Origin of the sequence: Janthinobacterium sp. SUN128 (genome assembly GCF_030587275.1) — a bacterium.
Classification (GTDB): Bacteria; Pseudomonadota; Gammaproteobacteria; order Burkholderiales; family Burkholderiaceae_D; genus Janthinobacterium; species Janthinobacterium lividum.
In genome coordinates, this window is record NZ_JAPWHY010000001.1 from 3,684,248 (window position 1) to 3,709,802 (window position 25,555).

The 25,555-nt window shown below is 52.0% G+C and carries 27 protein-coding genes; 7 read left to right on the top strand and 20 right to left on the bottom strand.

Translation table 11 applies throughout. The features are described from left to right. Nucleotide 1: 1 nt before the first annotated feature. From O3297_RS16635 to O3297_RS16665, 7 genes are all read right to left on the bottom strand, one after another. A complete protein-coding gene (locus O3297_RS16635) occupies nucleotides 2-1,111 on the bottom strand; it encodes an NAD-dependent epimerase/dehydratase family protein (RefSeq protein WP_305049207.1) in 1,110 nt (369 codons plus the stop codon). 4 nt (nucleotides 1,112-1,115) lie between these two features. After that, the gene (locus O3297_RS16640; protein WP_305049208.1) at nucleotides 1,116-2,150 is read right to left on the bottom strand and encodes a polysaccharide biosynthesis protein; all 1,035 of its coding nucleotides are present in this window, start codon (nucleotides 2,148-2,150) and stop codon (nucleotides 1,116-1,118) included. 29 nt (nucleotides 2,151-2,179) lie between these two features. After that, nucleotides 2,180-3,370 carry a hypothetical protein gene (locus O3297_RS16645; protein WP_305049209.1) on the bottom strand — a complete coding sequence of 397 codons (1,191 nt, stop codon included), beginning with the start codon at nucleotides 3,368-3,370 and terminating at the stop codon, nucleotides 2,180-2,182. Further along, nucleotides 3,363-4,349, bottom strand: coding sequence for a glycosyltransferase family 2 protein (locus tag O3297_RS16650; RefSeq protein ID WP_305049210.1), 987 nt, complete (start codon nucleotides 4,347-4,349; stop codon nucleotides 3,363-3,365). Before O3297_RS16650 ends, O3297_RS16645 begins: the two co-directional genes overlap by 8 nt. Nucleotides 4,350-4,363: 14 nt before the next feature. Continuing rightward, nucleotides 4,364-5,599, bottom strand: a complete 1,236-nt coding sequence (locus O3297_RS16655) for an oligosaccharide flippase family protein (RefSeq protein WP_305049211.1) — start codon at nucleotides 5,597-5,599, stop codon at nucleotides 4,364-4,366. Between the two features lie 95 nt (nucleotides 5,600-5,694). After that, nucleotides 5,695-7,899, bottom strand: coding sequence for a beta-glucosidase (locus O3297_RS16660; RefSeq protein WP_305049212.1), 2,205 nt, complete (start codon nucleotides 7,897-7,899; stop codon nucleotides 5,695-5,697). Nucleotides 7,900-8,933: 1,034 nt separating this feature from the next. Further along, the gene (locus O3297_RS16665; RefSeq protein WP_305049213.1) at nucleotides 8,934-10,499 is read right to left on the bottom strand and encodes a DEAD/DEAH box helicase; all 1,566 of its coding nucleotides are present in this window, start codon (nucleotides 10,497-10,499) and stop codon (nucleotides 8,934-8,936) included. Between the two features lie 375 nt (nucleotides 10,500-10,874). Between O3297_RS16665 and O3297_RS16670 the strand changes: the two genes are divergently transcribed. After that, a complete protein-coding gene (locus O3297_RS16670; RefSeq protein WP_099394780.1) occupies nucleotides 10,875-11,093 on the top strand; it encodes an oxidoreductase-like domain-containing protein in 219 nt (72 codons plus the stop codon). Here O3297_RS16670 and O3297_RS16675 read toward each other — a convergent pair whose 3' ends face one another. After that, on the bottom strand, nucleotides 11,094-12,779 hold the full coding sequence (locus tag O3297_RS16675) for a methyl-accepting chemotaxis protein (RefSeq protein WP_151096893.1): 1,686 nt from the start codon (nucleotides 12,777-12,779) through the stop codon (nucleotides 11,094-11,096). 548 nt (nucleotides 12,780-13,327) lie between these two features. Between O3297_RS16675 and O3297_RS16680 the strand changes: the two genes are divergently transcribed. Together O3297_RS16680 and O3297_RS16685 are read left to right on the top strand one after the other, a co-directional pair. Then, nucleotides 13,328-14,047: a Crp/Fnr family transcriptional regulator gene (locus tag O3297_RS16680; RefSeq protein WP_034779829.1), complete on the top strand. Its 720-nt coding sequence runs from the start codon at nucleotides 13,328-13,330 to the stop codon at nucleotides 14,045-14,047. 68 nt (nucleotides 14,048-14,115) lie between these two features. Then, nucleotides 14,116-14,721, top strand: coding sequence for a glutathione S-transferase (locus tag O3297_RS16685; RefSeq protein ID WP_305049214.1), 606 nt, complete (start codon nucleotides 14,116-14,118; stop codon nucleotides 14,719-14,721). A gap of 11 nt (nucleotides 14,722-14,732) precedes the next feature. On the opposite strand, the gene O3297_RS16690 is transcribed toward O3297_RS16685, so the two are convergent. Next, nucleotides 14,733-15,149, bottom strand: coding sequence for a GFA family protein (locus O3297_RS16690; RefSeq protein WP_305049215.1), 417 nt, complete (start codon nucleotides 15,147-15,149; stop codon nucleotides 14,733-14,735). A 120-nt stretch (nucleotides 15,150-15,269) separates the two neighbouring features. On the opposite strand from O3297_RS16690, the gene O3297_RS16695 reads away from it, so the two are divergent. The 4 genes from O3297_RS16695 to O3297_RS16710 all read left to right on the top strand — a co-directional run bounded on the left by O3297_RS16695 (nucleotide 15,270) and on the right by O3297_RS16710 (nucleotide 17,296). Next, nucleotides 15,270-15,761 (top strand): DUF4265 domain-containing protein, encoded by a 492-nt coding sequence (locus O3297_RS16695; RefSeq protein WP_305049216.1) that lies wholly within the window; start codon nucleotides 15,270-15,272, stop codon nucleotides 15,759-15,761. Between the two features lie 81 nt (nucleotides 15,762-15,842). Continuing rightward, complete coding sequence (locus O3297_RS16700) at nucleotides 15,843-16,175, top strand: hypothetical protein (RefSeq protein ID WP_305049217.1); 333 nt, start codon at nucleotides 15,843-15,845, stop codon at nucleotides 16,173-16,175. A 115-nt stretch (nucleotides 16,176-16,290) separates the two neighbouring features. Further along, the gene (locus O3297_RS16705) at nucleotides 16,291-17,004 is read left to right on the top strand and encodes a YjjG family noncanonical pyrimidine nucleotidase (RefSeq protein WP_305049218.1); all 714 of its coding nucleotides are present in this window, start codon (nucleotides 16,291-16,293) and stop codon (nucleotides 17,002-17,004) included. Between the two features lie 97 nt (nucleotides 17,005-17,101). Beyond that, entirely contained in the window at nucleotides 17,102-17,296 is a 195-nt protein-coding gene (locus O3297_RS16710; protein ID WP_305049219.1) for a hypothetical protein, read from the top strand. Between the two features lie 16 nt (nucleotides 17,297-17,312). Here the strand turns inward: O3297_RS16710 and O3297_RS16715 are convergent, their stop codons facing one another. From O3297_RS16715 to O3297_RS16765, 11 genes are all read right to left on the bottom strand, one after another. Further along, entirely contained in the window at nucleotides 17,313-17,648 is a 336-nt protein-coding gene (locus O3297_RS16715; RefSeq protein ID WP_305049220.1) for an FKBP-type peptidyl-prolyl cis-trans isomerase, read from the bottom strand. 265 nt (nucleotides 17,649-17,913) lie between these two features. Then, entirely contained in the window at nucleotides 17,914-19,041 is a 1,128-nt protein-coding gene (locus tag O3297_RS16720; protein ID WP_305049221.1) for a DUF262 domain-containing protein, read from the bottom strand. A gap of 2 nt (nucleotides 19,042-19,043) precedes the next feature. After that, nucleotides 19,044-19,655: a hypothetical protein gene (locus O3297_RS16725; RefSeq protein WP_305049222.1), complete on the bottom strand. Its 612-nt coding sequence runs from the start codon at nucleotides 19,653-19,655 to the stop codon at nucleotides 19,044-19,046. Nucleotides 19,656-19,776: 121 nt separating this feature from the next. Beyond that, nucleotides 19,777-20,607 (bottom strand): site-specific integrase, encoded by an 831-nt coding sequence (locus O3297_RS16730; RefSeq protein ID WP_305049223.1) that lies wholly within the window; start codon nucleotides 20,605-20,607, stop codon nucleotides 19,777-19,779. Nucleotides 20,608-20,699: 92 nt separating this feature from the next. After that, nucleotides 20,700-21,602 (bottom strand): hypothetical protein, encoded by a 903-nt coding sequence (locus O3297_RS16735; RefSeq protein ID WP_305049224.1) that lies wholly within the window; start codon nucleotides 21,600-21,602, stop codon nucleotides 20,700-20,702. Between the two features lie 219 nt (nucleotides 21,603-21,821). After that, nucleotides 21,822-22,091, bottom strand: coding sequence for a hypothetical protein (locus O3297_RS16740; protein ID WP_305049225.1), 270 nt, complete (start codon nucleotides 22,089-22,091; stop codon nucleotides 21,822-21,824). After that, entirely contained in the window at nucleotides 22,072-22,302 is a 231-nt protein-coding gene (locus tag O3297_RS16745; protein ID WP_305049226.1) for a hypothetical protein, read from the bottom strand. The genes O3297_RS16740 and O3297_RS16745 overlap by 20 nt, the downstream gene beginning before the upstream one ends. A gap of 318 nt (nucleotides 22,303-22,620) precedes the next feature. Next, nucleotides 22,621-23,943, bottom strand: a complete 1,323-nt coding sequence (locus tag O3297_RS16750) for a type II secretion system protein GspD (protein WP_305049227.1) — start codon at nucleotides 23,941-23,943, stop codon at nucleotides 22,621-22,623. Beyond that, entirely contained in the window at nucleotides 23,940-25,085 is a 1,146-nt protein-coding gene (locus O3297_RS16755; protein ID WP_305049228.1) for a zonular occludens toxin domain-containing protein, read from the bottom strand. Before O3297_RS16755 ends, O3297_RS16750 begins: the two co-directional genes overlap by 4 nt. Further along, complete coding sequence (locus tag O3297_RS16760) at nucleotides 25,085-25,225, bottom strand: hypothetical protein (protein ID WP_305049229.1); 141 nt, start codon at nucleotides 25,223-25,225, stop codon at nucleotides 25,085-25,087. The genes O3297_RS16755 and O3297_RS16760 overlap by 1 nt, the downstream gene beginning before the upstream one ends. Continuing rightward, entirely contained in the window at nucleotides 25,222-25,551 is a 330-nt protein-coding gene (locus O3297_RS16765) for a DUF5455 family protein (RefSeq protein ID WP_305049230.1), read from the bottom strand. Before O3297_RS16765 ends, O3297_RS16760 begins: the two co-directional genes overlap by 4 nt. Between the last annotated feature and the right edge of the window lie 4 nt (nucleotides 25,552-25,555).

The following is a 25,555-nucleotide window of genomic DNA, read 5'->3' on the forward strand; positions in this document are numbered from 1 at the left end:
GCTAAACCTTGTGCGTGATGGTGTCTGGATATTGGCGGTCAAAGATCTCATTTGCCCACAGCATGACGATCATTTCGTCCGAGCCAATATTCGTAATATCATGGGACCAGCCTGGAATGGTCTCGACCACTTCAGGGAAACCACCGCTCGTTTCGCGCGTATAGGTCGCCCCCGTTTCAATATGACGGAATCCGAAGCGTGCCAAACCTTTGATAACCAGGAATTTTTCGGTCTTTGTATGATGATAGTGACCGCCACGCGTGATGCCAGGATGGGCGGTGAAATACGAAAACTGACCGGCATCCTTGGTTTTCAGCATTTCGACAAACACCCCACGCGGATCTTCGTGCTTGGTTAACGGATAGGTAAATTGGTCCGGCGTAAAATAGCTGATGTAGGTGGAATACAGCGCACGTATCAAGCCCATACCGACAGCCTCGACCACCATCGAGTCGCGGCTATCCTTGAATGCCTGTAACTGCCGCGCTAGCTCTCCCACTGAAATACTGTACACAGGCGCAACCTCGCGCTCGCCAGCAGGTGGACGCGTATCCATCACCGCGAGGAAGTCGGCAATGACATCGTCGACATACACGAGCTGCAGCATGGCGCCAGGATCGTTGATTTGGATCGGCAAGCCATGCGCGATATTATGCGAGAACGTGGCTACCGCCGAATTATAATTCGGCCGGCACCACTTGCCGAATACGTTTGGCAAGCGATAAATATAGCTGGCCACGCCAGTGTCCGCGCTCATCGTACACAGCGCATCTTCCGCGCCCCGCTTGCTCAAGCCATACGCGTTATCGCGCATTGCTTGAATCGATGAGGTATATAAGATAGGAACAGCACGGCCGCTTGCCTTGACGATATCGCACAGATGGCGCGTCAAATCTGTATTTCCTTCGGCAAATTCGGTATCATTTTTCGGCCGGTTGATACCAGCCAGATGGAAAATGAAATCTGCTTGCGCCACTTTCATGGACAAAGAGTCGAACGTATCGCCGCGCACAAAGGTCATCACCTCGATCGCATCGGTGCCCCGCTCACGCAGATGCACCAACAGGTTTTTTCCGATGAAGCCATTGGCCCCGGTAACCAGTACTTTCATGGCCTCAGCTCTCCAGAGCGGAATCTTCGCCACGCAAAATGGCTTTGATAAATTCAAGCTTCATCAGCAATGCCTGCATGCCGGCGATATCCAGACGCTGCGTATTGTGTGAGTTGTAATCTTCCGACATGGAAATTTTTTGCTCTCCTTGTTCGACAAACTTGCCATAGTTCAGATCACGCAAATCCGGCGGTACGCGGAAATAATCTCCATGGTCTTGTGCAGCAGCCATTTCTTCACGGCTCAACAACGTTTCGTATAATTTTTCGCCATGGCGCGTGCCGATGACATCGACCTGATGCTCAGGTTTGCCCAGCAATCCCAACAATGCCTGCACAAGCACCTCGACGGTCGCTGCTGGTGCCTTTTGTACAAAAATATCGCCATTCTTGCCATGTTCAAATGCATACAGCACCAGGTCAACAGCATCTTCCAGCGTCATCATGAAACGCGTCATCGCCGGATCGGTAATCGTAAGCGGCATGCCAGCGCGTACCTGATCGACGAACAACGGGATGACCGAGCCGCGCGACGCCATGACATTGCCATAACGGGTACCACAGATAACCGTCTTCGCATCGTCGACGTTGCGCGACTTGGCCACCATGACCTTTTCCATCATTGCCTTGGAAATACCCATAGCATTAATCGGGTAGGCGGCCTTGTCGGTACTCAGGCACACCACGCGACGCACGCTGTTCTGAATCGCCGCCTCCAGCAAATTGTCCGTACCAATAATGTTTGTCTTGACCGCTTCCATCGGGTGAAATTCACACGACGGCACTTGCTTCAAGGCCGCCGCATGGAAAATAAAATCCACTCCACGCGTTGCATTCAGGATGCTGGACGAATCACGTACATCGCCGATGTAAAATTTCAGCTTCGGATGATTATATTGTTTACGCATATCATCCTGCTTCTTTTCATCGCGACTGAAAATCCGGATTTCTTTGATTTCCGTATCCAGAAACCGTTTTAATACGGCATTTCCAAACGAACCGGTTCCACCGGTAATCAGCAACACTTTATCTTTAAACATAATTTTCTTTGTATATAAAATTTTATGAATTACATCCGCAAGCGTGCAACGCAAATAACGCTAACCCACAACACAATTGCGATAACTGGTTGAAAGAAATTTCCACTCGCAAAAAACATATTCACCATTGACATAAAAAATATCAATATAACCACCTTGGTTTCAACATGATGTATCGCGCCGCTACGCCAGTATCGATATGCCTTCCATAACAACGAAAAAAAGTACAACAGCAAGCCAATAAATACAGGAATGCCGGCAATGGATACGATATCAAAATAGGCATTGTGCATCATCGGAAGCTCCGAATAACCGAGTGAACCGGCCCCTCCGAACACGCCAACTCCCCAGAACATCCGGTTGAAACCATAAAAATCAAACACAATACCCGGCAGCTCCACCAACCTGTCAAATGCGCTTTGCAGCAAAGAAACATCCGACTGCAACCCATCGCCAGCGGCCCCAACCGAGCTTTTGAATGCGATTTCCGCAATGTCTGTCAACCCGCTGCTCCACAATACCAAAATACCCAGTACCACGATCATCAGACCATGGCGAAAAACATTCCTAAAAGAAACTTTTTGCATTACTGCGATGCAAATTGCCGCAAGCACTACATTTGCAATCGCAGCTTTCTGTAAAGAAATAAATCCGCCAGACACAATCACTGCAATCAAAAAAATGCGCTTCCATCCCATGAAGTAATAGAAGCTGGAAATGATTGCCATACCACACACTACACCATATACAGTTAAACTTCCCGCCAGAGAAGCATATCGGGAAAAGCCTGCACGCTCGCTGGCTTCGGCGAACCAACCTATCGCACCAAAAACAAACTGAAAATATAGCGACAAAGCACAGAGGGCGACAAACAGGCTGAAACAGCGCCAAAACAATCCCACCTTACCACTACGCACAATAATCAGAGCACTGAGCAGTGAAATGATCAAACTGATGAACCTAAATATACCGGGTGCGGCCTCGCCGTACTGTTCGTTATAAATTACTGAAAGCGTCACAACATAAAAAGACAGGCTAAACAAGACGACGATTAACAGTCCCTCACTTTTCAGCAATTCATATCTACAATAAAACAATATGGCACAGAGTACAAAAACACCGCCCTGCAATGCAACGTACGCACCACTAATATTACGCAACAAATGAAAGAAGATCGACCATATCAACAAGAGAATGGCGGCATTGTAATATCTAGTCATACCATCCCCGCCCCGCTACCTTCAAACGTCCATCTCGCGAACGGACCCCGGCCAGATAGTCGCTCAGCAGTACATAACGGTATAGTTTTGGGCAATACATACCCCGCTGCCCGTCTGTTTTTTTCAACACTACTTCAATCAAACGCGAAACGTGAGTATTGAATATCATGGCAACTCCCATACGCGCGACCGCAGCAAGCAAGGTTTTCTTGTGATAAATGGACTCTATCCGTGCTAACTTCTTATGCGATTTGACAATTTCCGGGGCAATATTGGCCAGCATATACATGCCATCACGCGCGGTGCAAAATATCTTGCGTTTATACTTGGCAATATCTCCATCATACTCGTGATGGTCGATACAAAAACTTCCCATCCGGATTGGCAGGCCACCTTTCAGCAAGCGCCATGGAAACTCATGGTCTTCGCAACCATATCCAATGAAGCGTTCATCATAGAATAGCTTTGCTTCCGCCAGGTCAGCTTTGCGCACCACCATGTTCATGGAGACAAAACTCCACTGGTCCAGTGCACAGAAAGGGGCATCCAAAAACTTCGGATGCTTGGAGTCACGATAGCGGTAGTAATTACTTGCCCTCACCATATCCTCGGGAAAACGCACTTCGCCACACAAGATGCCGCCATTTACTTTTTCAAGATCAGACAACACGCTCTGCAAATAATCAAGGCGCGGCACGCAATCATCATCAAGAAAAATCAACAATTCATGGCTTGCGTGCCGAATACCATCATTGCGTTTCTGCGCTACGATATTTTCAGACTGCAGATGCCTGACAGTCATGTTCAAATAGATACTTTGTGCCTGACGAATAATATCGCCGACCCTGTCACCACTATGACTGTCACATACCAGTACTTCGAATTGCATACCTTCTGGAACCTGCTTAGCCAGGCTTTGCAACACCAGCTCAATTTGCTTCTCGCGTTTCCAATAAGGAATAATTACCGATACATTCATATATTTTCCTGCCATTACTGGTTCTTTTTATACTGTCGAATTCGAAAGATCATGAATGCACTCACAACCATCTCTACCAGCAGCAATGTAAGTGCCCCACCGCTTTCCTTCAAATAATAGGCAGCCGGAACGACAATAATTAAACTAAAAACAGCACCAGCAGCGATCGATCGCAAATAACCTCTCATGTCGCCACGTGGGATCATGAAAAGCAAGCCCATGACAGAATTGGCCATAATAAAGAACGGTGCAAATGCCAACACTTTCAGAACTGGAATGGCTGCGGCATACTGTGCGCCAAATGCTTTCTCTACGATCAACCCCGACATCAAAAACAATCCAGCAGAAATAAAAATCAACATCGACATCACATATTTGAAAATTTTGCTTGCCAATGCTCTGGAGGCATTTTTGTCGGTTACATACAGCGCATTAACACGCGGAAAATATGCTTGTAACAAGGGTGAAAAAACCCCGCATACCGCCTGCTTCACAGTATTGGCCACGTTCAGGTAGCCAACCGAGACTGGGCCGGCAACAAACCCCATGACCACCGGAGTCATCAGGGTATACATGCTGGTCAGCAATGTCGAAGAAAAGACCTGACCGCCTTCCAGTAAGGCTTTTTTGATCTCGTCGACTGAAAAACCGACCCAAAAAACCAGTTTCTCACGATAAATGGTGACCAGTGCGAAGCACCCCGCTAAGATGTTTGGCACAGCCAACAGCAACATCGCGGCATTAATATCATTCTCATTTTTTACCAAAAAATAAAAGCAGATCAGTACACAACCCCGTGACAGCACGGAAAACAAGGTAATAGCCCCCATGCGCTCCAACCCCTGGTACAGCCAAAGAGGATAGATAACCGTTCCAACAACTGCCAAGAAATTTATAAACAGCAAATCTTTAATCGCAGCGTAGGTATCGAGCATCTCAATCATAACCAACAGCGCAATAAAACAAATCAGGCACAACAGAATTTTCGCCCACATTGTTCTAAAAAATACCTGCGAGATCACTTGTTTGTCTTGCCCGGCAATGGAAATGCTTTTTGTCGCACTGTAATTAAATCCATAATCAGTGAGCAGGATTAAAAACTGAACAGTTGCGAGCGAAAAACTAAGTGAACCAAATTTTTTCGGGCCTAACACGTGCATCAAGAAAGGAAACACCAGTAATGGCATGATGTAGTTGACGCCCTGGTTCCCCATCAAATACAGGACGTTTAACTTTTGCCGGGAAATCATGCCCGCCCCCAACAAAAATAGAAGCTCATATAGGTAAATTTATTTTTTAAAATACAGAAACTGCTGTCACACGTATGGACGACTACAGTTCGCCATTAAAAGGTCTGAGCAGCGCGCAATACATTTGCGTCACGTGACGAGTTACCTAAACGAAATTCGTACGTTCCTTTCGGCAGGGTCCATTGCTTTTCAGCCGTGTTCCACACCTTCAAACGCTCGGGCGCCACATCAATTTCAATGTTTTTCTTCTGACCTGGCGCCAATTGGATTTTTTTCCATGCGAGCAATCGCTGCGGCGGTTCGCCGGCATTTACAGGCAAGGCAGCATATACTTGCATGACCTCAGAACCAGCGCGCGCGCCTGTATTCGTCAACGTAAAATTGACTTTCACATTCCCGGTTGACGTGCGCGACAAGCGCAGATCCGCATAACTAAAGGTAGTATATGAAAGACCATAGCCAAATGCAAAAAGCGGATCAATTTTCTGCGCATCGTACCAGCGATAACCCACCATCAATCCCTCGCTATAGGACACATTCAAATCCGTTGCGGAAATATATTTTTGCGGCAAATCAGCTTCACTGCGCGGGAATGTCATCGGCAGTTTTCCAGATGGATTAATGTCGCCAAACAAAATGTCAGCGATTGCCGCACCGCCTTGATCACCCGGGTACCATGACGCAAGCACAGCAGCAACCGATGGGAGCCACGGCATGGTAACGGCTGTACCATGTTCCAGCACAACAACCGTATTGGCATTCTTTTTTGCCACTGTTTCAATCAAGGCTCGTTGGTCGAAGGCTTGATTGGCGGGATCACTGCTCGGGTCAGGCAGTCCCAGCGAGGTCAAGTCACGCGCTTCACCACTAAATTGCGTCGCAAAAATAATTACCACATCAGCATTAGCCACAGCGTTAGCGGCAGCAACACTATCCTTACCGTCAAAATACTGCACCTGCGCCGATTTTGCCTTGGCCCGTATTTCTGCAAAAGGTGACGAGGCGGAAAACGGTGCACATTCGGTATACATTTTTTCTGGAAGCAGGCACTTTACCGGATTGTTCACGGCAGCCATTGGTCCACCAGAACCACCACCGGCCATCACCCCCACATCGGCATGCCCACCAATGACGACGATCTTTTTCAAGAGCGCGGCATCAAGCGGCAATATGGCGCGCGCAGCAGTTTCTTGATTCTTGTTTTTCAACAATACGATACTTCCGGCCGCCACTTTTTTTGCCGCAGCATGACCAGCATCCTTGTCTATCCGGCCTCCGGGCTTGGGAGGCGCATCCATAATACCAACGCGAAACATGGTACGCAGCTTACGCAAAACCATGTCATCCAACCTGGACATCGACACTGCCCCCGACTCGACCGCAGCCTTCAAACGCTGATTAAAATGGGTCGGCTCTCCACCAGCACCAACGGAATCATTAAGTGAGCCTGGTTGTTCCTCATCAAGACCAGCATTGGCTGCGCGTACCGTATTGCGCACAGCGTAGGACCAATCGGATTGCACGAAACCGTCAAACCCCCATTCGTCTTTAAGCACAGTCTGCAACAGATAAGCGCTTTCGCAAGCCTTCACGCCATTGACCAGGTTATATGCACACATCACATTCCCAGGGCGCCCTTCCTTGACTGCAATTTCAAACCCCAATAAATATAACTGTCGCATGGTCCGCTCATCCACGATTGAATTGGACACAAAACGGTTGGTTTCCTGGTTATTAAGCGCATAGTGTTTGAGCGTCGCGATAACTTTTTGTTCTTGCGTACCCAAGGTACGCTGCGCCACCATATGGCCGGCCAGAACAGGATCCTCGCCCATATATTCAAAGGTGCGGCCGCCTCTTGGCTCACGGCTCAGATTGATACCACCACCCAATCCTTCCACAAAGCCCAAGGTACGCAGTTCGCGACCGATCGCCGCACCATACTCATGCGCCAATTCTGGATCCCAACTGGCGGCCAGCGCCAAAGTCGATGGCATGATCGTAGCGTTCGCCTTCGCCACACGGACGCTTGTGGATGAATCTGCGATATCAATGTCCGGAATGCCCAACCGCTTGATGCCTGGGATAAAAGCGGCACCATCAAGGGGAGATGCGCCATTGCCAACACCATGTACCAACTGAATCTTCTCATCGAGCGTCATCATCTTGAGCAAGCCAAGGGCTCGCGTCTGCGCGTCGTGTTCGACTACAGGCACAACTTCTGCACGTTGATTACCACAACCGGCAAATGAAACCACGGCGAAAATGGCCAGCAAGAACGACAGAAAATTACGCTGCATCTATATCCCCTGATAACAATATTATTACTATCTATTATTATTTCAAAATATTCTAATAATTTATAAAATAATAAATATTTTATTGGAGCTAAATATTAAAAATATTGCGCCTAAAACATCAAGAAATATCTGATTTTTTAATATCGAACATCGTGAAGTTTATATATCAAAACCACTACAACTGAGAATTGTGATATCTAATAAGGCCAATTTCTCAACCTGCACAAATATGTGCATTACACACCCGACTAAAAACCAAAATTCGAATGATAGCTATCAATTATAAACGAAAAGCGATGTTATTACTACAAATTCCCACTTCAAAAGTATGAAAATTGCAATTTAGACAATTTGAAAATGCAATAAAGAAACAGTTGGATACACCTGGGCTCAACCAAGAACCGAGCACCCAAAGACATGCGCATCTTCCAGGCGCACAAGAAAATCAAGCTGACATGGAGTGGACTGACGCATAGACAACTAGCTCCGCACACAATCCACACAGCAACAAAAGCTCATGGATTGCAGAGAGCCATAGCTCAGGCGGCATCAATATTCAGCCCCATACACATCTATACGGTATTCAGGGTGAGCATCCGGGAAACCCACGCAGCCAGTGCGTGTGCCTAGTTATTCGGTGGCAAAGGATAGCGATAGCAAAAACAGCGGGGATAATATTTTACAATTAGATATATTTGTTACAAATAGAAGTGGTAAAAATATCATCAATTATTTCGATGCTCTACGCATGAAAAGGGCGTGTACCACAACGGTAAGGGTAACTTGTCACGGAATAAACTGCGCATAAGAAAAACCTGGTGACACCTGACATTACTGCAGAACGTTGCGATCGGCTACGCCGGTCGTTCTCGGCTTCGATGATCGAAGGCGCTTGCGCAGTTTTGCCTCTCGGCCAAAGTTAATGCCGTATCGGCCAAACTCAATGGCGATCAAGCAATGAAAAGCACGACTACCGATCAACGATCAGCAACCGTGCCAGACATTGAAGCGCAATGAAGTGTAATGCAACAATATTAATGCTTAAGTAATCCACCCAGCAACGCTGCCACCTTCTGCTTCGGCTTTGCCGCGACAGGCGCCATGCTGGCGGCAGCCGGGGCTGCGGCCTTGGCGGGCTCATATGGCTTCAGGAACCAGGGATCGGCCTTTTCGCGGCGGGCGCCAGGACCAAAGGCGGGACGCGCACCGCGCTCGGCGGAGCGACTGTCGCGGCTGCTGTCGCGGCTGCTGTCGCCAGCATGGCGGCTCTCCGGGGCGCGCGCGGGACGCGCCTCGCCACCTTCGCTGCGGCGCGGCGGACGGCGCTCGCTGTCGCTGCTGCGGGCGGGCGCGGGGTTGAAGCCCGTCAATTCACCGCGCTTGATGCTTTGCTTGATGAGTTTCTCGATGTCGGCCAGCAAGCGCTCGTCTTTATCCGAGTAGATCGAAATGGCGTCGCCCGAGGCGCCGGCGCGGCCCGTGCGGCCGATGCGGTGCACATAATCTTCCGCGTTGTACGGCAAGTCGAAGTTGATGACGCAAGGCAAGTCGGAAATATCCAGGCCGCGCGCCGCCACATCGGTGGCGACCAGCACGTCGATCTCGCCCTTCTTGAACGCTTCCAGCGCCGCCATGCGCTCCTGCTGACTCTTGTCGCCGTGAATCGCCGTGGCGCTCATGCCTTCCTGTTCCAGCACCCGGGCCAGGCGCGAAGCGCCGATCTTGGTATTCGAGAATACGATGACCTGCTTCAGGTCGCGTTGGCGCAGAAGATGGGCGACCAGGGCATGCTTCTGGTCTTCCGTCACTTTATAGACCACTTGCGTGACCTTGTCGGCCGTCTGGTTGCTGCGCGCCACTTCGATCGTCAGCGGATCGTTAAGGAACGTGGCAGCCAGCTTCTTGATTTCTGGCGAGAACGTGGCCGAGAACATCAGGTTCTGGCGTTGCTTCGGCAGCAAGTTGATGATGCGCTGCAAGTCCGGCAGGAAGCCCATGTCCAGCATGCGGTCGGCCTCATCCATGACCAGCATCTGCACCTGGCTCAGGCTGATGTTCTTTTGCTCGATATGGTCGAGCAAGCGGCCCGGCGTGGCGATGACGATTTCCACGCCGCCACGCAGGATGACGGTTTGCGGCTTCATGTCCATGCCGCCGAAGACGACGGTCGAGCGCAGCGGCGTGTGCTTGGCGTAAGCCTTGACGTTTTCGGCCACCTGCACCGCCAGCTCACGGGTCGGCGTCAGGATCAGCGCGCGCACCGGGTGGCGTGCCGGCGACATGCTGCTGCTGGCATGCGCCATCAGCAACTGGATGATCGGCAAGGAAAAACCGGCCGTCTTGCCGGTGCCCGTTTGCGCGGCACCCATCACATCGCGGCCTTGCAGCACCACGGGGATCGCTTGTTCCTGGATCGGTGTCGGATGGGTGTAGCCCTGGTCGGTCAGTGCGCGCTGGATTTCAGGCGCGAGGCCAAAGTCGGCAAAGGTCAGGCTGGGAGCAGCGGATACGGCAGGTGCTGGTGCAGGCGCAGCGGCGACGGGCGCCGCTTCAGGGGCAATCGCCGGGCTGGGCGTAGGAGTCGATTCGGTTTCAGACATAAATTTTCTGGTGTGCCTCCGCACTGCGGAAGCCATGCTTTCTCAATAAACAACATTTCGGGGCACAGGCAGCTCCGTCTTGCAAGCCATGGATCATTGTTCTTGCGGCACCTCCGTGCTCCGGGACATGCTGTATGGCGTATGCGGGAGCGTCGAAGAGATGTGCTGCGATGGCGGCGGAGATCGCGCCGGCGGAACATCGCGCGCAGAAGATACAATATCAGTGCTGTAAACGATACCCTAATTCACCGCAACTGTACACGGAAACCGTGATTTTTGAGCAAAAAGCGTTCCAGCAACGGCACGCCGGGATGCCGTATGATGGCAACTGCGATGCCAGCTCCGATACCTCTTCCGCCGCCCCCTGCCCTCACCATGCCCACCCCGCCTTTACCCCACGATCCGCAACCGCAAGCGCCCAGCAAACCGGGCAATGACGAATGTTGCCACAGCGGTTGCACCTTTTGCGTACTGGAAATGTACCAGGAAGACCTGGCCGCCTACGAAGAGGCCCTGAGGGCGTGGCAACAGCGCCAGCAAGCCGCTACCGCGCCCACCACTAAGGGCGTCAAAAAACCGCGCAAGCGCGCTTAATCAAAAGCTTTCCCACTCATCCACTGGCGCCGTGCGACGCGCCGTGTCGGCCAATTGACGCGGCGCCGCTGCCGGCGTCACGGCGGCCGGCGCCTTGCCGAGGACTGGCGCGCGCGGCCGGGTTGCGGCGGCACTGGCCACGTCGAGCTTGAAGATGCTGACCACTTCACTCAGGCTGGCGGCCTGCTCCTGCATCGATTCGGCCGCTGCCGCCGCCTCTTCCACCAGGGCCGCATTTTGCTGCGTCACCTGGTCCATCTGGGCAATCGCCTGGTTAACCTGCTCGATACCGGCGCTCTGCTCGCTGCTGGCGGCCGTGATCTCGCTCATGATATCCGTCACGCGGGTGATGCTGGCCACGATGTCATCCATCGTGCGGCCCGCCTGGTCCACCAGTTTTGACCCCGCCTCGACTTTCTCGACCGAATCGCCGATCAGGACCTTGATATCCTTGGCCGCGGCGGCCGAGCGTTGCGCCAGGTTGCGCACTTCCGTGGCCACGACGGCAAAGCCGCGCCCCTGCTCGCCTGCGCGCGCCGCCTCGACGGCTGCATTCAGGGCCAGGATATTGGTCTGGAAAGCAATGCCGTCGATGACGGCAATGATATCGACGATCTTGCGCGACGAGGCATTGATCGACGCCATCGTGCCCACCACTTCGCCGACGACCTTGCCGCCCTCGATGGCGATGCTCGACGAGGTCAGCGCCATGGTGTTGGCCTGGCGCGCATTGTCCGCATTCTGCTTCACGGTCGAGGTCAGCTCCTCCATCGACGAAGCCGTTTCTTCCAGCGAACTGGCCTGCTCTTCCGTGCGCGACGACAAATCCTGGTTGCCGGCGGCAATCTGGCTCGACGCCGTGGCAATCGTATCGGTGCCGCTGCGCACCTGGCCCACCAGTTTTTGCAAGCTGGCATTCATGTCTTTCAGGGCCTGCATCAATTGCCCCGTTTCGTCTTGCGATTGCACAACGATATGCGCCGTCAAATCGCCAGCCGCCACCTGGCGCGCCACGCCGACGGCCTCGATCAGCGGACGCGCCACGCTGCGCGCCACCCACAGCGCCAGCAGCATGCCGATGACGACGCTGCCCACCAGCAGGCCGATCAGGCTGGCACGCGAGGCCGCATACGTTGCATCAGCGCTGGCGCTCGAGCGCACGCCGCCATCCGTGTTAATCGACACCAGCTTATCGAGGGTCGCCATCATGTCCGCCATGACCTTGGCGGACGGCCCCACGGCCAGCGCGCGCGCCTCTTCCTTCTTCATCTCGCGCGACAGGCTCAGCATGGTTGCATGCAGGCGCATGAATTCATCGTTGAGCGCCAGGAAGCGCTCGAATACTTCCCGCTCGCCCGGTTCGGAAATCAGGCTGCGGTACTTGTCGCCGTCCACCTTCAGCTTGGCCTGGGTTTCCGTCATGCGCGTTTCGTTCTGCGCCATGTCGGCATCCTGCGCGGCCAGCATGTGCGCCAGTTCCCAGCGGCGGAAATCGCTGACATCGCTGCGCATGGACATGGCCGCCAGCACGCTGGGCATCCAGTTGGCGGACAGGTCCGTCGACGCGGTATTGATGCGCGCCATGGAAAAGATCGCCGACACGCCCAGCGCGGCCGTCAACAGCAGCACGGCGCCAAACGACAAGATCAGCTTGGTGGCAATTTTCAGATCAAAAAACCATTTCATGCGTTGCGTTCCTTCATTAGACGGGTAAACGGGACAAGATGGCCGCGCTCCGGCAAATGCACGGCGCGGGCAGTGAGGGCAGGCTGCAGCGGAAGTAAACAGTGATGGAGGGCAAGGACAGCAGCGCATCCCGAAACACCAGTCGAATTTCCGCAGCGCAACATCTTATCACCGTCGTACTGCAGTGCAGAGGGGTTTGATCAAGGTATGCGGCCAAAGTTCACGGGTAGCGGGCAAGGCGGCGTATTTTTTCCAGGCAACGTTGTTTCTACAGGGAAAAATGCAGCAGCAGGCGTAGGAGTCGGATGACACGAGGCAATGTTCCTAGCCTACATAAGCGCGTCGGCTCATCCGATGCCCGTCCGCGGCCCCTGGTCCTATAGTGGATACAAGATTCAGCACAACGCTAGCAAGCCAGAAAAGCAGCGCCATCCAACAAAATCAGAAGACGAGGCCCTACCATGTACAAAGCTTATAGCAACCTGACCCCAGCAACGAATAACCACGCCGCCGCCCAGCACAACTGGCAAGCCGCTCCCGCCACCCCGATGATCAGCATCACGGGCGCACAACAGAACGAATTGCTGCGCGCCTTGTCGCGCACCGATCTGGAGCGCCTGTTCTGCCAACTGGAATTGGTCGCTTTGCCTGCCGGCAAGCACCTGTTCGATTGCGGCGGCAAGATTGAATACACGTACTTCCCCACCAACGCCATCGTTTCCCTGTTGTATGTGATGGAAGACGGCGCCACCACGGAGATCGCCGTCATCGGCCGCGAAGGCGTGGCTGGCGTGGTGCTCTACGAAGCCGAGCGCGCCACCTGCACGGCCATCGTGCAAACGGCCGGCTACGGCTACCGCCTGAAAACAGCCTTCCTGCGCGAAGTGTTCAATGAAGGCGGCGCGCTGGCACAATTGCTGATGCGCTACACCAGCGCCATGTTCGCGCAAATGGCACAGAACGTGGTGGGCGGCCGTCATTGCAGCATCGAACAAAAACTGTGCCGCTGGCTGCTGGACCGCCTCGACCGTTCGCTGTCGAACGAATTAAAAGTGACGCAAGACACCATGGCCAACATGCTGGGCGTGCGCCGCGAAAGCGTCACCGTCACGGCCCGCAAACTGCAGGACGAAGGCTTGATCCAGTACCGCCGCGGCACGGTCGAAGTGCTCGACCGCGAAGGCCTGGAAGCGGCCGCCGGCAATTGCTACAAGGCAGCGCGCGCCGGTTTTGAACAGTTCCGCAGCGGCATCAGCGCACACAATTAAGCACGACGCTGGCAAACGGGCAGGCAAGCGGGTATCGTAGATATTCCTGACTACCCCGGAGACTGGCCATGAAACTGATCGGCATGCTCGACTCGCCCTATGTGCGCAGGGTCGCCGTCTGTTTGCAACTGCAGGGAATTTCCTACGAGCACTTGCCGCTATCCGTGTTCCGCAACATGGATGCCGTGCGCGAGATCAACCCCGTCATCAAGGTGCCGACCCTGGTACTGGACGACGGGCAAGTGCTGATGGATTCCACCTTGATACTCCACTATCTATCGCTGCTGCGTCCGGGCACCGCCGTCCCCGCCCTCGCCGACAGCGTGCGCGCGCTGCGCCTGACGGGCCTGGCGCTGGCCGCCTATGAAAAAGCCGTGCAAATCGTCTACGAACGCAAGCTGCGTCCGCTCGACAAGCAACATGCGCCGTGGCTGGAACGGGTCAGCATGCAGCTGCATGCCGCCTGGAACGCGCTGGAACAGGAATGCGCGCACCTGCCCCTGCCTGGCGAGACTGGCAGTATCGACCAGGCGGGCGTGACCATCGCCGTCGGCTGGAGCTTCGCCCAGCTGGAAACGCCCGATATCGTCAAACCCAGCGATTACCCGGCCATCCACGCCTACACTCGCTCGGCGGAAACCTTGCCCGCCTTCCTGGCCACGCCGCCAGTCTGACGCACCGCAGGCTATTTGCCTGCGGCGCCCGGCCCGGGTACAGCGGCGGCTGGATCGAAGTGCCACCAGCCCGGCCTGACATCGTCAAACGAGTGATATTCGGGTGCAAAGGCCGCCTGGGCAGGATCGTCAAAACTGCCCACCAGCAAGGCCACCGTGGGCGCATCGTCGATGGCACCGATAGAACTGCCGCAAGCGGCACAGAAAGCCCGGCTGGAATATTCGGAAGAACGGTAGGTGGCAGGCCCACCGGACGACCCCGTCCAGCGCACTTGATCGCGCGCAAACTCCACCCAGGCCACCGTTGGCGCGCCCGTGTGCTGCTGGCAATTGCGGCAGGAACAGCTGTGCGGATTGCCGCCCTCGCCCGTCACTTCGAAGCGCACGGCGCCACATAAACAGCCGCCTGTTTGCACCACATTCTCCATTGCATCTCCTCGTTTGCAGCGCTGCGTACCCGGCCAGCCGGCACGTACCCGGTACAATATTGCCATAAACCCACCCTGGCGCAGCCCAAAGTGCGTGACGCCGGCACTATGAAAGAATGAATGGAAGACATCAATTGCGAAGGCTTGCCGCACATCCGCGTACTGGCAGGCGAAAACACCAAGGGTCCCGTGTATGAAACCCTGCCCGCGCGCCAGATTGACGAGCACGTCTACGAACTACTGGCCTCGCCTGGCCTGACCCTGAACCTGGCGCGTGGCGACATCGTCAACATCGCCGACCCGCTCGCCCCCGCCGAAGTATTGAAGCGCGGCGGCAACTTCTGCATCCAGATCTATGCCGACGACGTGCCGCAAGAAGCAGTGGACCAGCTCGAACGCGATGTGCAAAGCCAGCTGGGCGGCACGATGGATGGCCAGTACAAGGGCAACCTCACCTTCAGCGTGCCCGGACACCACGGCATCTACAACGTCAACGCCCCCTTCGACGCCTTCCGCACAGCGACGGGCGTCGAATGGTACTTCGCCAATATCTACGTCAACCTCGATGACGACGATGATGAAACCTTGCTCAACTGGTGGGTGGATATGTAAGCCTATCAGAACCTGCGGCAGGGCCAACCATGCGGCGCGCTTCATGCGCCAGGTGCCTGGCGGCATTGAAATTTTCGGCCCATGGCGCAATCACAAACCCGGCGCCCGCGTGATCTACTTCGGCCGTTCGGCGGCGGGCATCGGATGAAGCCGCTGGCATTAGCCATGGCGGCCACGACGATGCTGCCCGTTGCCGCCGTTTCTTGCCCACAAGCAGCTCCCTCGACCTGGAACCTGCCCGCCGCCAGGCTCGACGGTATGCGCGTGCTGTCCCATCCGGCGAATCAGCCGCCGGCGAACGCCGAGGCCTTGCCTATCCTGGCTCCGCCCAGCGAAGGGACACGTGCCGGCACCGAGCGCTACCTGCGCATGGATTTGCCAAGAGTCAAACAGTGCATCGTGGCCCTTGAATAGCGCACGAAAATGGTCAGGTTTCAGTGCAAATAGACGACTCGCTAGTACTCCTCAGCGCAACCGAACTCATCGCTACGTGCTACGATGCAAGACAAGTTCCTTTCAATGACACGCCATGAAATACAAGCTATTCCTGTTTGACCTCGACGATACCCTGCTCGACTTCCGGGCGTCCGAAAAACGCTCGTTCCTGCACACCATGGACGAACTGGGCTTGCACGAGGGCATCGACGCGCTGTTTTCCCAATACCAGGCGATCAACATCGACCTGTGGAAACGTTTCGAAACGGGCGACGTGAGCAAGGATTTCCTGAAGGTAGAACGTTTCCGCAAGACGTTTACATTGAACGGCATCGCCATCGATCCGGAACTGGCCAGCCGGCTGTATCTTGACTCCCTGCCGGACACGGTCGTGCTCATCGACGGCGCCAAACAAGTGTGCGAAACCCTGTCGCGCATCGGCGAAGTGGGTATCATCACCAATGGCGTCGAATCCATCCAGAACCGCCGCATCGCCGCCTCCGGCCTGGGCGACTACATTTCCTTCGTCGCCACCTCGGAAGCGTGCGGTCACGCCAAGCCGGACGTGCGCTTCTTCGAATACGCGGCCAACATGGCGCGCGCATGCAGCAAGGACGCGACCATCATCATCGGCGACCGGCTGGACGCCGACATCCTCGGCGCGAACCGCTATGGCATCGACAGTTGCTGGTTCAATCCGGACAACATGGCCAATACCTCGACTGCCATCCCCACCTGTGAAGTGGCCAGCCTGCATGACATCGTGCCAATGCTGGACATGATGCAAGTCAAACTGAAACAGGCTTGATCTACCACAAGCGCACCACCTGAAATACGCTGATAGCGGCACGAAAATACATCGCTGTTCGCGTACCATCAGGACTCGTCCATCCTGATGCCTGCCCATGCCTTCCTGCACCGTCTTGCTCGCCATCGAGGCATTGACCCTGTTCTTTGCCATGCTGGCCAAGCGCCAGGCGGGCAAGCTCAGGCTGGTCGGCTACCTGGCCTTTCGCGATGCCACCGCCCCCTCGCAGCAGGCGCTGCGCGCCGATGCCGGACAACTGCTCGCGCAAAAAGCCGACGTCGTATCTGTCTGATTACGCCATCCAGACATCAATCGCGCGTCAGTACTTCCAGCAATTCAATCTCGAAGAGCAAATTGGAGTTTGGTGGAATCAAGCCCACCTGCCGCTCGCCATACGCCAGCGCCGCCGGCACCCACAGCTTGCGCGTGCCGCCCACCTGCATGCCCTGCAAACCCAGAATCCAGCCCTGGATGACCTTGTTATTGCTCAACACACAACGCAACGGTTCGCCCCGCTTGTGCGACGAGTCAAACTCCGTGCCATCTTCCAGCCAGCCCCGGTAATGGGCAGTCACCAGCGCGCCACGCGCCGCCGCCTTGCCGTCACCAACGACGATGTCTTCAATCTTCACTTCAGCCGTCATCTCGAATTACCCTTCATCAATCGCAATGCCGTGATTGTACGGCAGCACGAAAAAAGCCCCGGCAGTGGCCCGCCGGGGCTTCGATCACTACTACAAATTCTGGTGGGCCTCCCGTGAGTCGAACACGGCACCAACGGATTATGAGACACATGCTCTACCGACCACAAGAAATATTCGTGAAATTAGATATTTTTACAAATGCAATTTATACAACACTAAAAAATATAAAATTTCCCATGAAATTATTCATGCTGAAATTTTCTTGTTAAAGAATAGATTCAAGAATAAGTTTTCGCAAAAACTCACCTCTGTAATCACGAGCAGCCTTCTGATTCACAGCTTCTCTAGCATAATCCAAATATCTCAATTCATCTCTATTCAATTCCAAAGTAGGATCAGAAAGATGGAATTCATGCATGGTTGCACGATAGTCGAAATAAGATAAAGCCATACTAAAATGATCCTTATCAATTTTACTCACATCAAGTTTAGCAAGTTCGCAAATCAATGAAAATAGATTTGCTTTTTTATACCAACGAGAGGTTCGCCCCAGACCTAGGCTTGATATAAACCGGATAACCGAAAGCAACTTATCTTTAATCGCCGCACCTTGACCGAATCCCTCATTAAAGCCCTCAATATAATTCTTTATTTTATCATTTCTAGCGAAATATACTTCATCATCCAAAGTTACAACCAGTGTCATTATATATTGCAGAGCAAACATTCTTGACATGTCTGTTTCCGAGAAAACCCCAACATTATCATCCTCATCCTCACCACCAAGGAAAAAGTTAACAAATTCTCTTCGCTCAGAAGAATCAATAATATACTGCACACTCTCAGATTCAAATTCTGGCTCAATTAATTGCTTCGAAAACAAAACAAACTCACTATCACCCCATTGCGCATTAATACGCTCAGTAGAATTCAAAGCATAATCAGTCTTATTTATCCTTTGAAATATTTCCCTAACTTGTTCGGCATTCATATTTTTCAAATAACGAACAGAAATTTCATAATTTAAAAATGCAGTTCGTTCAGGCACAGTTAGGTCAGAAAATTTCTGAATTGACAAATCATCCAATGCAAAAATATCCGTACCTTCAATATAGTCTCGAATAGTTGTTAGCCTCTGCTGACCATCCACTATTTCGTCTGTAAGTATAAGATTTGCTTGATCCAAATTGCCAGGTGCCAGATATATTTCTGGAAAAGGAAAATTTTTCAAAACAGTATCAATGAACTCCAACTTATGATTTCTTTTCCATACCAATTTTCGCTGATAATCCTTATTCACGAGAAGCTGCCCCTGCCTCATCTTATTATAAATCTCAATAATCTTTTGATTATTAGCCGGAATACTTGAATCAAGTGGCGCAACACTAATCATACTCAAACCTCCAACGTCATAAGCTTGGCTCTCAGCCTATTCAAATTATCCATCTGATAATGCTTTAAATAGTACCAATCAGAATAGAACCCTAATGCTATTTTTCTTTTCTCCAACTTCTCTCTCCAATGCTCCACAACTGGCACCCAGGCAGCCGATCTATAATAATCTAATGGCATTAAATCTGGACGCAACCAACCTTTTGCAAGAAAGACAGCATATCTTTTATGCAAATCAGAAGGCGTAGTATTGAAGTAATTCATCTTCCACTTCTGCGCAATCCAATCTGCATCGAAATGTCTTGAGAGGCCATATATCTCACGATTTATTGAATCGAATAAATTCCTATTGACAATGGCGACATCGATATCAGATTTCTCTCGCTCTAACCCAGTTTCTATAAATTTGCTATCAAATGGAGAAAATGCTTCAGTCTTTACGGAAAATCCAACTTTTGCCGATCCAACTATAATTACGTCATTTATACTAATTCCCAATCTTTGCGCCAAATCATACCTAAGACCATACTCAAAATCTGGCAAGTTAATTGTATTCTTAAAAAAATGACTAGCACCATCGACTATATGCTTTTGAAAAACCTGCTCTACTGGCATCAAAGATTCCAAATCCAACTTCAATGAGGCTGAGATCATATTGTAAATATTCTTTAAATAATTTAAATTTTCCAAAACCAAAAATTAACAAATAAACTATACTCTACAAAAAACAATAATATTAAGTAGTAAACGATGGCAGCATATCTGCATATGTAGCCAAATGTGAAACAGAAAAATGTGCATAGCGCCGCACCATTTGTGCACTTTCCCAGCCGCCCAGCTCCTGTAAGACGTTCAACGGTGTACCATTCTGGACGTGCCAGCTTGCCCATGTATGACGTAAATCATGCCACCTAAAATCATCAATTCCACATCTCTTCAATGCTTTATACCACGCGGCAGTTGTTACCTGTGCTACTGCCTCTCCTTTGAAGCTAAAAACTCGCACCGGATGCTTACCGATCTGTAGCGTAATGATTCGCAACGCGTCCACATTCAATGGCACAGCGATCGCTTTACGCGATTTTGATTGATCCGGATGTATCCAGGCTAACTTCCGAGATAGGTCAATCTGAGACCAGGTCAACCCTGTTACATTACTCTTACGCAAGCCTGTGGCCAAAGAGAAAGCTGTCATTTCAGCAAGATGTGGCGGTAGCTGCACCAGAAGAGCCTCTGCTTGAGCTTTAGTGAGATAGCGAACACGTCTCACCGGTTCACGCAGAAGACGAACTTTCGGAACTACAGGCAACCACTCCCAATCCACAGAGGCTCGAATCAAGATTGAGCGCAGTAAAGCGAGCATCCTGTTAACAGTACCGTTAGCTACACCCGAAGCAATTTTCTTGTGTGCCAATGAGTCCACTACCGGCCGTGTGATATCAACAATCGGAAGGCCACTCAGATAGCGATCAAGCCACCGGATAATGCACTGATCCGACTTCAAAGATGCCTTATCAGCTTTCTCGATCAACCATCGGGCAACGGCGTCATCCCAAGTTTTTTGCATGACACCATCCACCGAAAAAACCAACTGCGACGACTCCGAAACTCCCATAGCCAGGTAACTCCAAATGTTGCCATGAATAAACTATACAACATTCAAAACGGACATTCATGCACATCATCGGGCAAGCCCGGAGCAGTCGCAAGGTAGACGACGCCAAGGCCGTTGTTACACCACGTTTGCAATCCGTCCATGCAATGCCCCTCAATCGCCCGAAAAGCGGCCTGTGCTGCACCAAGCATCGACGTGCAGCCCAACAAGCGCCATGAGTGGACTTCGGGCACCACGATGCCCTTAGAGCGGAAATAACGTTTCTGATCGAGCGCCCTGCACTGCATTTCCTTACCGCAGTACTTGGCAATGTAACTGGCGATCTTGTGCGCGCCAGTGACACCAAAACCAAAGCGATGCGGATCGCGGACGTTGACTTGTCCCATCTGTTCACCGTTCGGCCCACGACCCAATACGCTTTGCCAGATCGAGCGCAAGAGCGCATACATTTGCCGACCGGCGACCGCCACATGGAAGTGCAGCGCGCCGCGCTCCTGCTCCTCAATGACGGCGACATAGTGAAATTGTTTGTGCTTGCCGAGCTTGCGGCAAAACGCTTTCCAATGCTTGAGTGCTGTCTCACGATCCACCATATTTTCTCTATACGTCAGCGTGACCATGCGATCAGCGCCGATCTGTTTACAGCAGTGTTTCACGTTCTTTTTCGCACGGCGGCCAGCGTCATCATCGTTTGCCTCACGATTCTCGGACTCGCCGCGCTTGGCCTTCGTTTTAAGCAGCCTAGCAGGGCCTACAAAGTGCCGTTCCTTGGTAACTGTCACTTCGCACTGTCCGTCAGGAAAAACGCGCTTACGGGCCGTATAGTTGTCGTTCCATGTGTTCTTGATCCCTTCATCGTCCCACCACTCCGGGCGATGTTGCGCACATTGGTCTACAGGCGAGAAATCAATTGACGCTAAAGCGTTTTCATAATCTAATTCGGTCATTCGGTAGTCCTGTAACGGCAGGTTTATCGAAGGCCCCGGGCATTTAGTAGATGCCTGGGGCTTTTTTTTGTCCATCCAAAAACTGGTTTGAAATCCTGTACTGCACATGCCCGTAACTGCGATTTCTACTGCTGTGTTCTTAAGTGTCCCTAATACAAGTTTAGCGGCGCTTCGCGCCGCCACCCGCGCTGCGCGCAGATAGCGGCACCAAGCTTTCCGCTATCGTTTGCGCAGCAATTGCTGACGCAATAATTTCTCTATCACCTGATCCGGCGTAATGTCCTTGAAGCGGATGTACGCTTTCAATCCTTCCAGCAACGTGGCATCTACATGCACCGTTAAAAAAGCCTTGCCGTCATCACGCAAGCGTTCTCTACGCTCTTTCTGACGTTGCGCACTAGACTTAGCCGCACCAGTGGCAGGACGCCCCCTTCCCCTTCTAATCGGGCCAAACAGGTCGTGCTCTTGCTCAAGCTTTGGAGGCTTCATATGAATTCAACTCTGCGATAGTTCTATTTATTTCCACCAGCTGTAGCGCTTGCTGCACACGCTTGTCTATCCACGGCGAGAGCTTTTCGTCACCTTGAGGGATGCGCTCCAGCATTTCGTCGACAACATGCATAGCGTCGAACAGTCCTTTACGTTGATACTCCAAAGCAAGCTTGCATACTGCGATGCAATTAAAAGATAGTTCTGTCATTTGAGCCCCCGAAAAGATCTAAGTTTCTCTAGGATGCAACCGGCAACATCAAAACAAGCTAGCTCTAGCATTGAGCAACATCAAGGAAAATTCAAAAACAGTCTTTCAGGTGGGCAGCGGCAGCCAACGTGTGACAGTAAGGTCCTAAACGAGACAGCGGACTACCCGCTAAAACTTTGAAAACGTGTCGCTCCTCGCTCCGATGCGCACAGGCCATGAGAAGCCTTTACTTCAAAATCAAACGCCGACTTCGATAGGCCCTCAAAGATTTTGCCCTTCGGGCCGCTTGTGCTGTCACAACGAAATTAACGTGACAAGTCACTGTTTTTCTGAGGTGCGGGAAACCTGCGCACTCAACACCAAAACTAGATCAGTCCTGCTCTTAGTATTGTTTTTCAAGGACCAAGCAGCAGGAAGAAAAGACAAACCATTGGAGCGCTGATCGTCCTGGCTGTCGTTCAAGCCACCGATGAGCAACACATCACCGTCCGCCACCGTCACAGCCGTTTTAACCTGCCGTTTGATCAAAGTGGGAGAACCAACTACACCGGTAGCCGTAGCCTTAAAACTAGAAATCTGGCCATCGATAGCAAGATTGACCTTGCCGCTACCCAAAACCTTAGGCAGCACATCAACAATGACCCCCGAAGCCCGATAGACAACGTTTTGCACGGTATTACCGGAATTATCTTTACCAGTGCTGGCAATCGTGGGCGTTTCATCGCCAACAATCAGTGTCATTTTTTGATAGTCATCACCGACGATACGAGAATTTGATACCTGACGAAAACGGCCGTCAGTCCGAAGCGCATCGAGAACCAGCCCGAAATTTGCACCCTTCAAACTAATAGCGCTAGAGCCAGACTGAACACCAAGAGCAAGCCCGAACTTTGCCCCAAGGACGTTCGCCATTATTGAAATGCCCTGCTGATCAGAGCCAGTCTCAGTAACCTCAACCCAAGATGCAGACACATCGACCATCTTTGGCAACCTATCGATTGCACGAAGCAGCACAAACATTTTCTCAACATCGTCCGCCGTACCACTTAGAACAACCTGACCACCGGCAACCACAGCCGCACGATCACCGAAAGCGGCCTTGATAACATCGACCAAGAACTCAACAGACCTATTCTCCGACTCATAGACCTGCGAAACATCAGCAGCAGCACGCAGAGGGAGCGACGCCTTGGAAAGATCAGGAGCGGCACCAGATGAGGCCGCAGGGGCACCAGCAGGGCCGACAGGAGGCGCAGACGGCCCGGATAGACCTTGAGTATCCGACGAAGAAAATACGCCATGAGCAGCGTTTTTCTCAACCATAAGCGCCGTGCGCGCATCCTTAGACAAATCAAGGTAGTAGACGCCATCGCGCAACACGCTAACAACGCCCTGCTGCAACAAAATACCGTCGACCAACGCAGGCACCTTAGCCGAATCTATAGCGCGCAACGAGAGCGAGAATTTACGATCAAGGGACAACGCATCAGGGGAAATCACAAAATCACGCCGAAGCATATTGCGATAGATAGCCTGAGCAAACGCCACAAGCGAAACCGAATTGAAGTCAAAGGACACCACCTCAGCCCGCGCAGTACAAACCACCACACAAAGCAGAAAACCAGCAAAAAAGCGCTTCATACACCACCTCGCACCCATACGTCTGGCTCGATCATGGCAGACCATCCGACGGTCTCGCGACGGAAACGCAAGGCCTTCATAAGCCTACCGTCAGAAAGAGAAACGGTATAAACGGAACCATCAGAAAAGTAGCCCAAACCCTGAATACCCTTTTCATAAACGATAGGCTTGTCCTGGGGAGCGTCAACACCAAAACCGTGCATGTACGCATAGCGGCCGCCAAGGCCACCGACAGCAAGGCCAAAACAAAGCACGCAAACAGTAAATTTAATCATACGAGTCCAAGAAGGTTTAGACGGCGAAAGACGAGGACGAAGAAGCGCAAGAGCGGCCGGCGATGCCGGCAATGGGCCGATGAAATCGGCAGGAACACCGACAAGAGCAGATAAATGCCATGACGACAAAAGCGAATGAGTACCATGCGGGTAAGCGTCCGAAAACACTTGAGTCGTGTTATAGGCGGCGTTGAGATCATCACCACGAAACACCCAACGATCAGCAACAAGACCATCAGGAGAAGAACCCAAGCGAACAACACCCACGTGAAGACGCGGCAAATTCCCCTCCGACATACCAGCGGTAAGAAATTTCACCCCGGCACTGATGAAAGGAACCTTCATGCGGTCAAGCCTATTCATGCGAACGACGTATTCCAGCAAAGAATCGCGCAACTGCTTATCAATCTGAGAAACGTTTTGCATGACAAAAAAAACGTCCCAGCCGTACTTGCGCGCATGAATAGCCCACTCCAGCAACTCAGCACGGCCCTTGTCTTGAAAATTCCGGGTATTGAGCCAGGAGCCGCACTCATCAAGAATGAGAGCGCCGTTATGGCATTCATCAAAGCCAGGAAGAAGCTTAGGAGAAGGAGGAACAGCCGTAATACACGCATCGGTGTACTTAAAGGTAGTCTCAAACTGAATGAATTTATTACCGCTACCAACCATGTACAGATCGACGGCAGACGGCTTATCAGGTATGCGAATAACGCTAGACCTATCAAGCCCAGGCAATAAATGTTCGATAAAAACATCACAATTCGTAGCAACACGCTTACCGGCACGAAGATAACGGCGCAACTGATCTATAGCCGCTTTACCCTTACCACTCCCAAGCTTGCCCGTGATGGCGTACACAGCCATTATTTGCCCCCTCGCTTCTTAGCATCATTGACGAACTTTGCAAGAAAATCGGCAGGCAAATCAGCGGCGATATGGCACCAAACAAACCAAATCACAGCAACAAAAAAGCCGCACATGACAATGAGGTGAATGATATTCATGATGTTTTTGACCAAAGAGCGACGAGCGCGAGTTTGTATTTGTAGACCTCGCAAAGGCCATAAAAAACAAAATACGCAGAAAGCAGAGAAGCCGTTTGCGGAGGAACCGCCATCGCTACACCAGCACCAAACATAGGATGAACAGAACCTGCGCCAACTATCGCGGAATTGATAACGCCAGTAAAAGTACTCATAAAGCCATAGAACATCGAGACAACAAACGTCACAATGAGCCCTGCAACAACAACCTTTTGAGTGAAATATTTGAGCAGGAAGCCGATGAAACCGACAACGAGATTGACCAATAAAGCAGCTAATGCTGGCATGAGA

Bases quoted from the DNA above. Each gene is read 5' to 3' on its own strand.
- O3297_RS16670 (WP_099394780.1), top strand. From the start codon at position 10,875: ATGCCCACCCCGCCTTTACCCCACGATCCGCAACCGCAAGCGCCCAGC.
- O3297_RS16675 (WP_151096893.1), bottom strand. From the start codon at position 12,779: ATGAAATGGTTTTTTGATCTGAAAATTGCCACCAAGCTGATCTTGTCG.
- O3297_RS16660 (WP_305049212.1), bottom strand. From the start codon at position 7,899: ATGCAGCGTAATTTTCTGTCGTTCTTGCTGGCCATTTTCGCCGTGGTT.
- O3297_RS16710 (WP_305049219.1), top strand. From the start codon at position 17,102: ATGCCTTCCTGCACCGTCTTGCTCGCCATCGAGGCATTGACCCTGTTC.
- O3297_RS16755 (WP_305049228.1), bottom strand. From the start codon at position 25,085: ATGGCTGTGTACGCCATCACGGGCAAGCTTGGGAGTGGTAAGGGTAAA.
- O3297_RS16735 (WP_305049224.1), bottom strand. From the start codon at position 21,602: ATGACCGAATTAGATTATGAAAACGCTTTAGCGTCAATTGATTTCTCG.
- O3297_RS16765 (WP_305049230.1), bottom strand. From the start codon at position 25,551: ATGCCAGCATTAGCTGCTTTATTGGTCAATCTCGTTGTCGGTTTCATC.
- O3297_RS16695 (WP_305049216.1), top strand. From the start codon at position 15,270: ATGGAAGACATCAATTGCGAAGGCTTGCCGCACATCCGCGTACTGGCA.
- O3297_RS16760 (WP_305049229.1), bottom strand. From the start codon at position 25,225: ATGAATATCATTCACCTCATTGTCATGTGCGGCTTTTTTGTTGCTGTG.
- O3297_RS16720 (WP_305049221.1), bottom strand. From the start codon at position 19,041: ATGATTAGTGTTGCGCCACTTGATTCAAGTATTCCGGCTAATAATCAA.
- O3297_RS16690 (WP_305049215.1), bottom strand. From the start codon at position 15,149: ATGGAGAATGTGGTGCAAACAGGCGGCTGTTTATGTGGCGCCGTGCGC.
- O3297_RS16665 (WP_305049213.1), bottom strand. From the start codon at position 10,499: ATGTCTGAAACCGAATCGACTCCTACGCCCAGCCCGGCGATTGCCCCT.
- O3297_RS16650 (WP_305049210.1), bottom strand. From the start codon at position 4,349: ATGAATGTATCGGTAATTATTCCTTATTGGAAACGCGAGAAGCAAATT.
- O3297_RS16740 (WP_305049225.1), bottom strand. From the start codon at position 22,091: ATGAAGCCTCCAAAGCTTGAGCAAGAGCACGACCTGTTTGGCCCGATT.
- O3297_RS16655 (WP_305049211.1), bottom strand. From the start codon at position 5,599: ATGATTTCCCGGCAAAAGTTAAACGTCCTGTATTTGATGGGGAACCAG.
- O3297_RS16645 (WP_305049209.1), bottom strand. From the start codon at position 3,370: ATGACTAGATATTACAATGCCGCCATTCTCTTGTTGATATGGTCGATC.
- O3297_RS16715 (WP_305049220.1), bottom strand. From the start codon at position 17,648: ATGACGGCTGAAGTGAAGATTGAAGACATCGTCGTTGGTGACGGCAAG.
- O3297_RS16680 (WP_034779829.1), top strand. From the start codon at position 13,328: ATGATCAGCATCACGGGCGCACAACAGAACGAATTGCTGCGCGCCTTG.
- O3297_RS16700 (WP_305049217.1), top strand. From the start codon at position 15,843: ATGGCGCAATCACAAACCCGGCGCCCGCGTGATCTACTTCGGCCGTTC.
- O3297_RS16750 (WP_305049227.1), bottom strand. From the start codon at position 23,943: ATGAAGCGCTTTTTTGCTGGTTTTCTGCTTTGTGTGGTGGTTTGTACT.
- O3297_RS16725 (WP_305049222.1), bottom strand. From the start codon at position 19,655: ATGCCAGTAGAGCAGGTTTTTCAAAAGCATATAGTCGATGGTGCTAGT.
- O3297_RS16705 (WP_305049218.1), top strand. From the start codon at position 16,291: ATGAAATACAAGCTATTCCTGTTTGACCTCGACGATACCCTGCTCGAC.
- O3297_RS16635 (WP_305049207.1), bottom strand. From the start codon at position 1,111: ATGAAAGTACTGGTTACCGGGGCCAATGGCTTCATCGGAAAAAACCTG.
- O3297_RS16745 (WP_305049226.1), bottom strand. From the start codon at position 22,302: ATGACAGAACTATCTTTTAATTGCATCGCAGTATGCAAGCTTGCTTTG.
- O3297_RS16730 (WP_305049223.1), bottom strand. From the start codon at position 20,607: ATGCAAAAAACTTGGGATGACGCCGTTGCCCGATGGTTGATCGAGAAA.
- O3297_RS16685 (WP_305049214.1), top strand. From the start codon at position 14,116: ATGAAACTGATCGGCATGCTCGACTCGCCCTATGTGCGCAGGGTCGCC.
- O3297_RS16640 (WP_305049208.1), bottom strand. From the start codon at position 2,150: ATGTTTAAAGATAAAGTGTTGCTGATTACCGGTGGAACCGGTTCGTTT.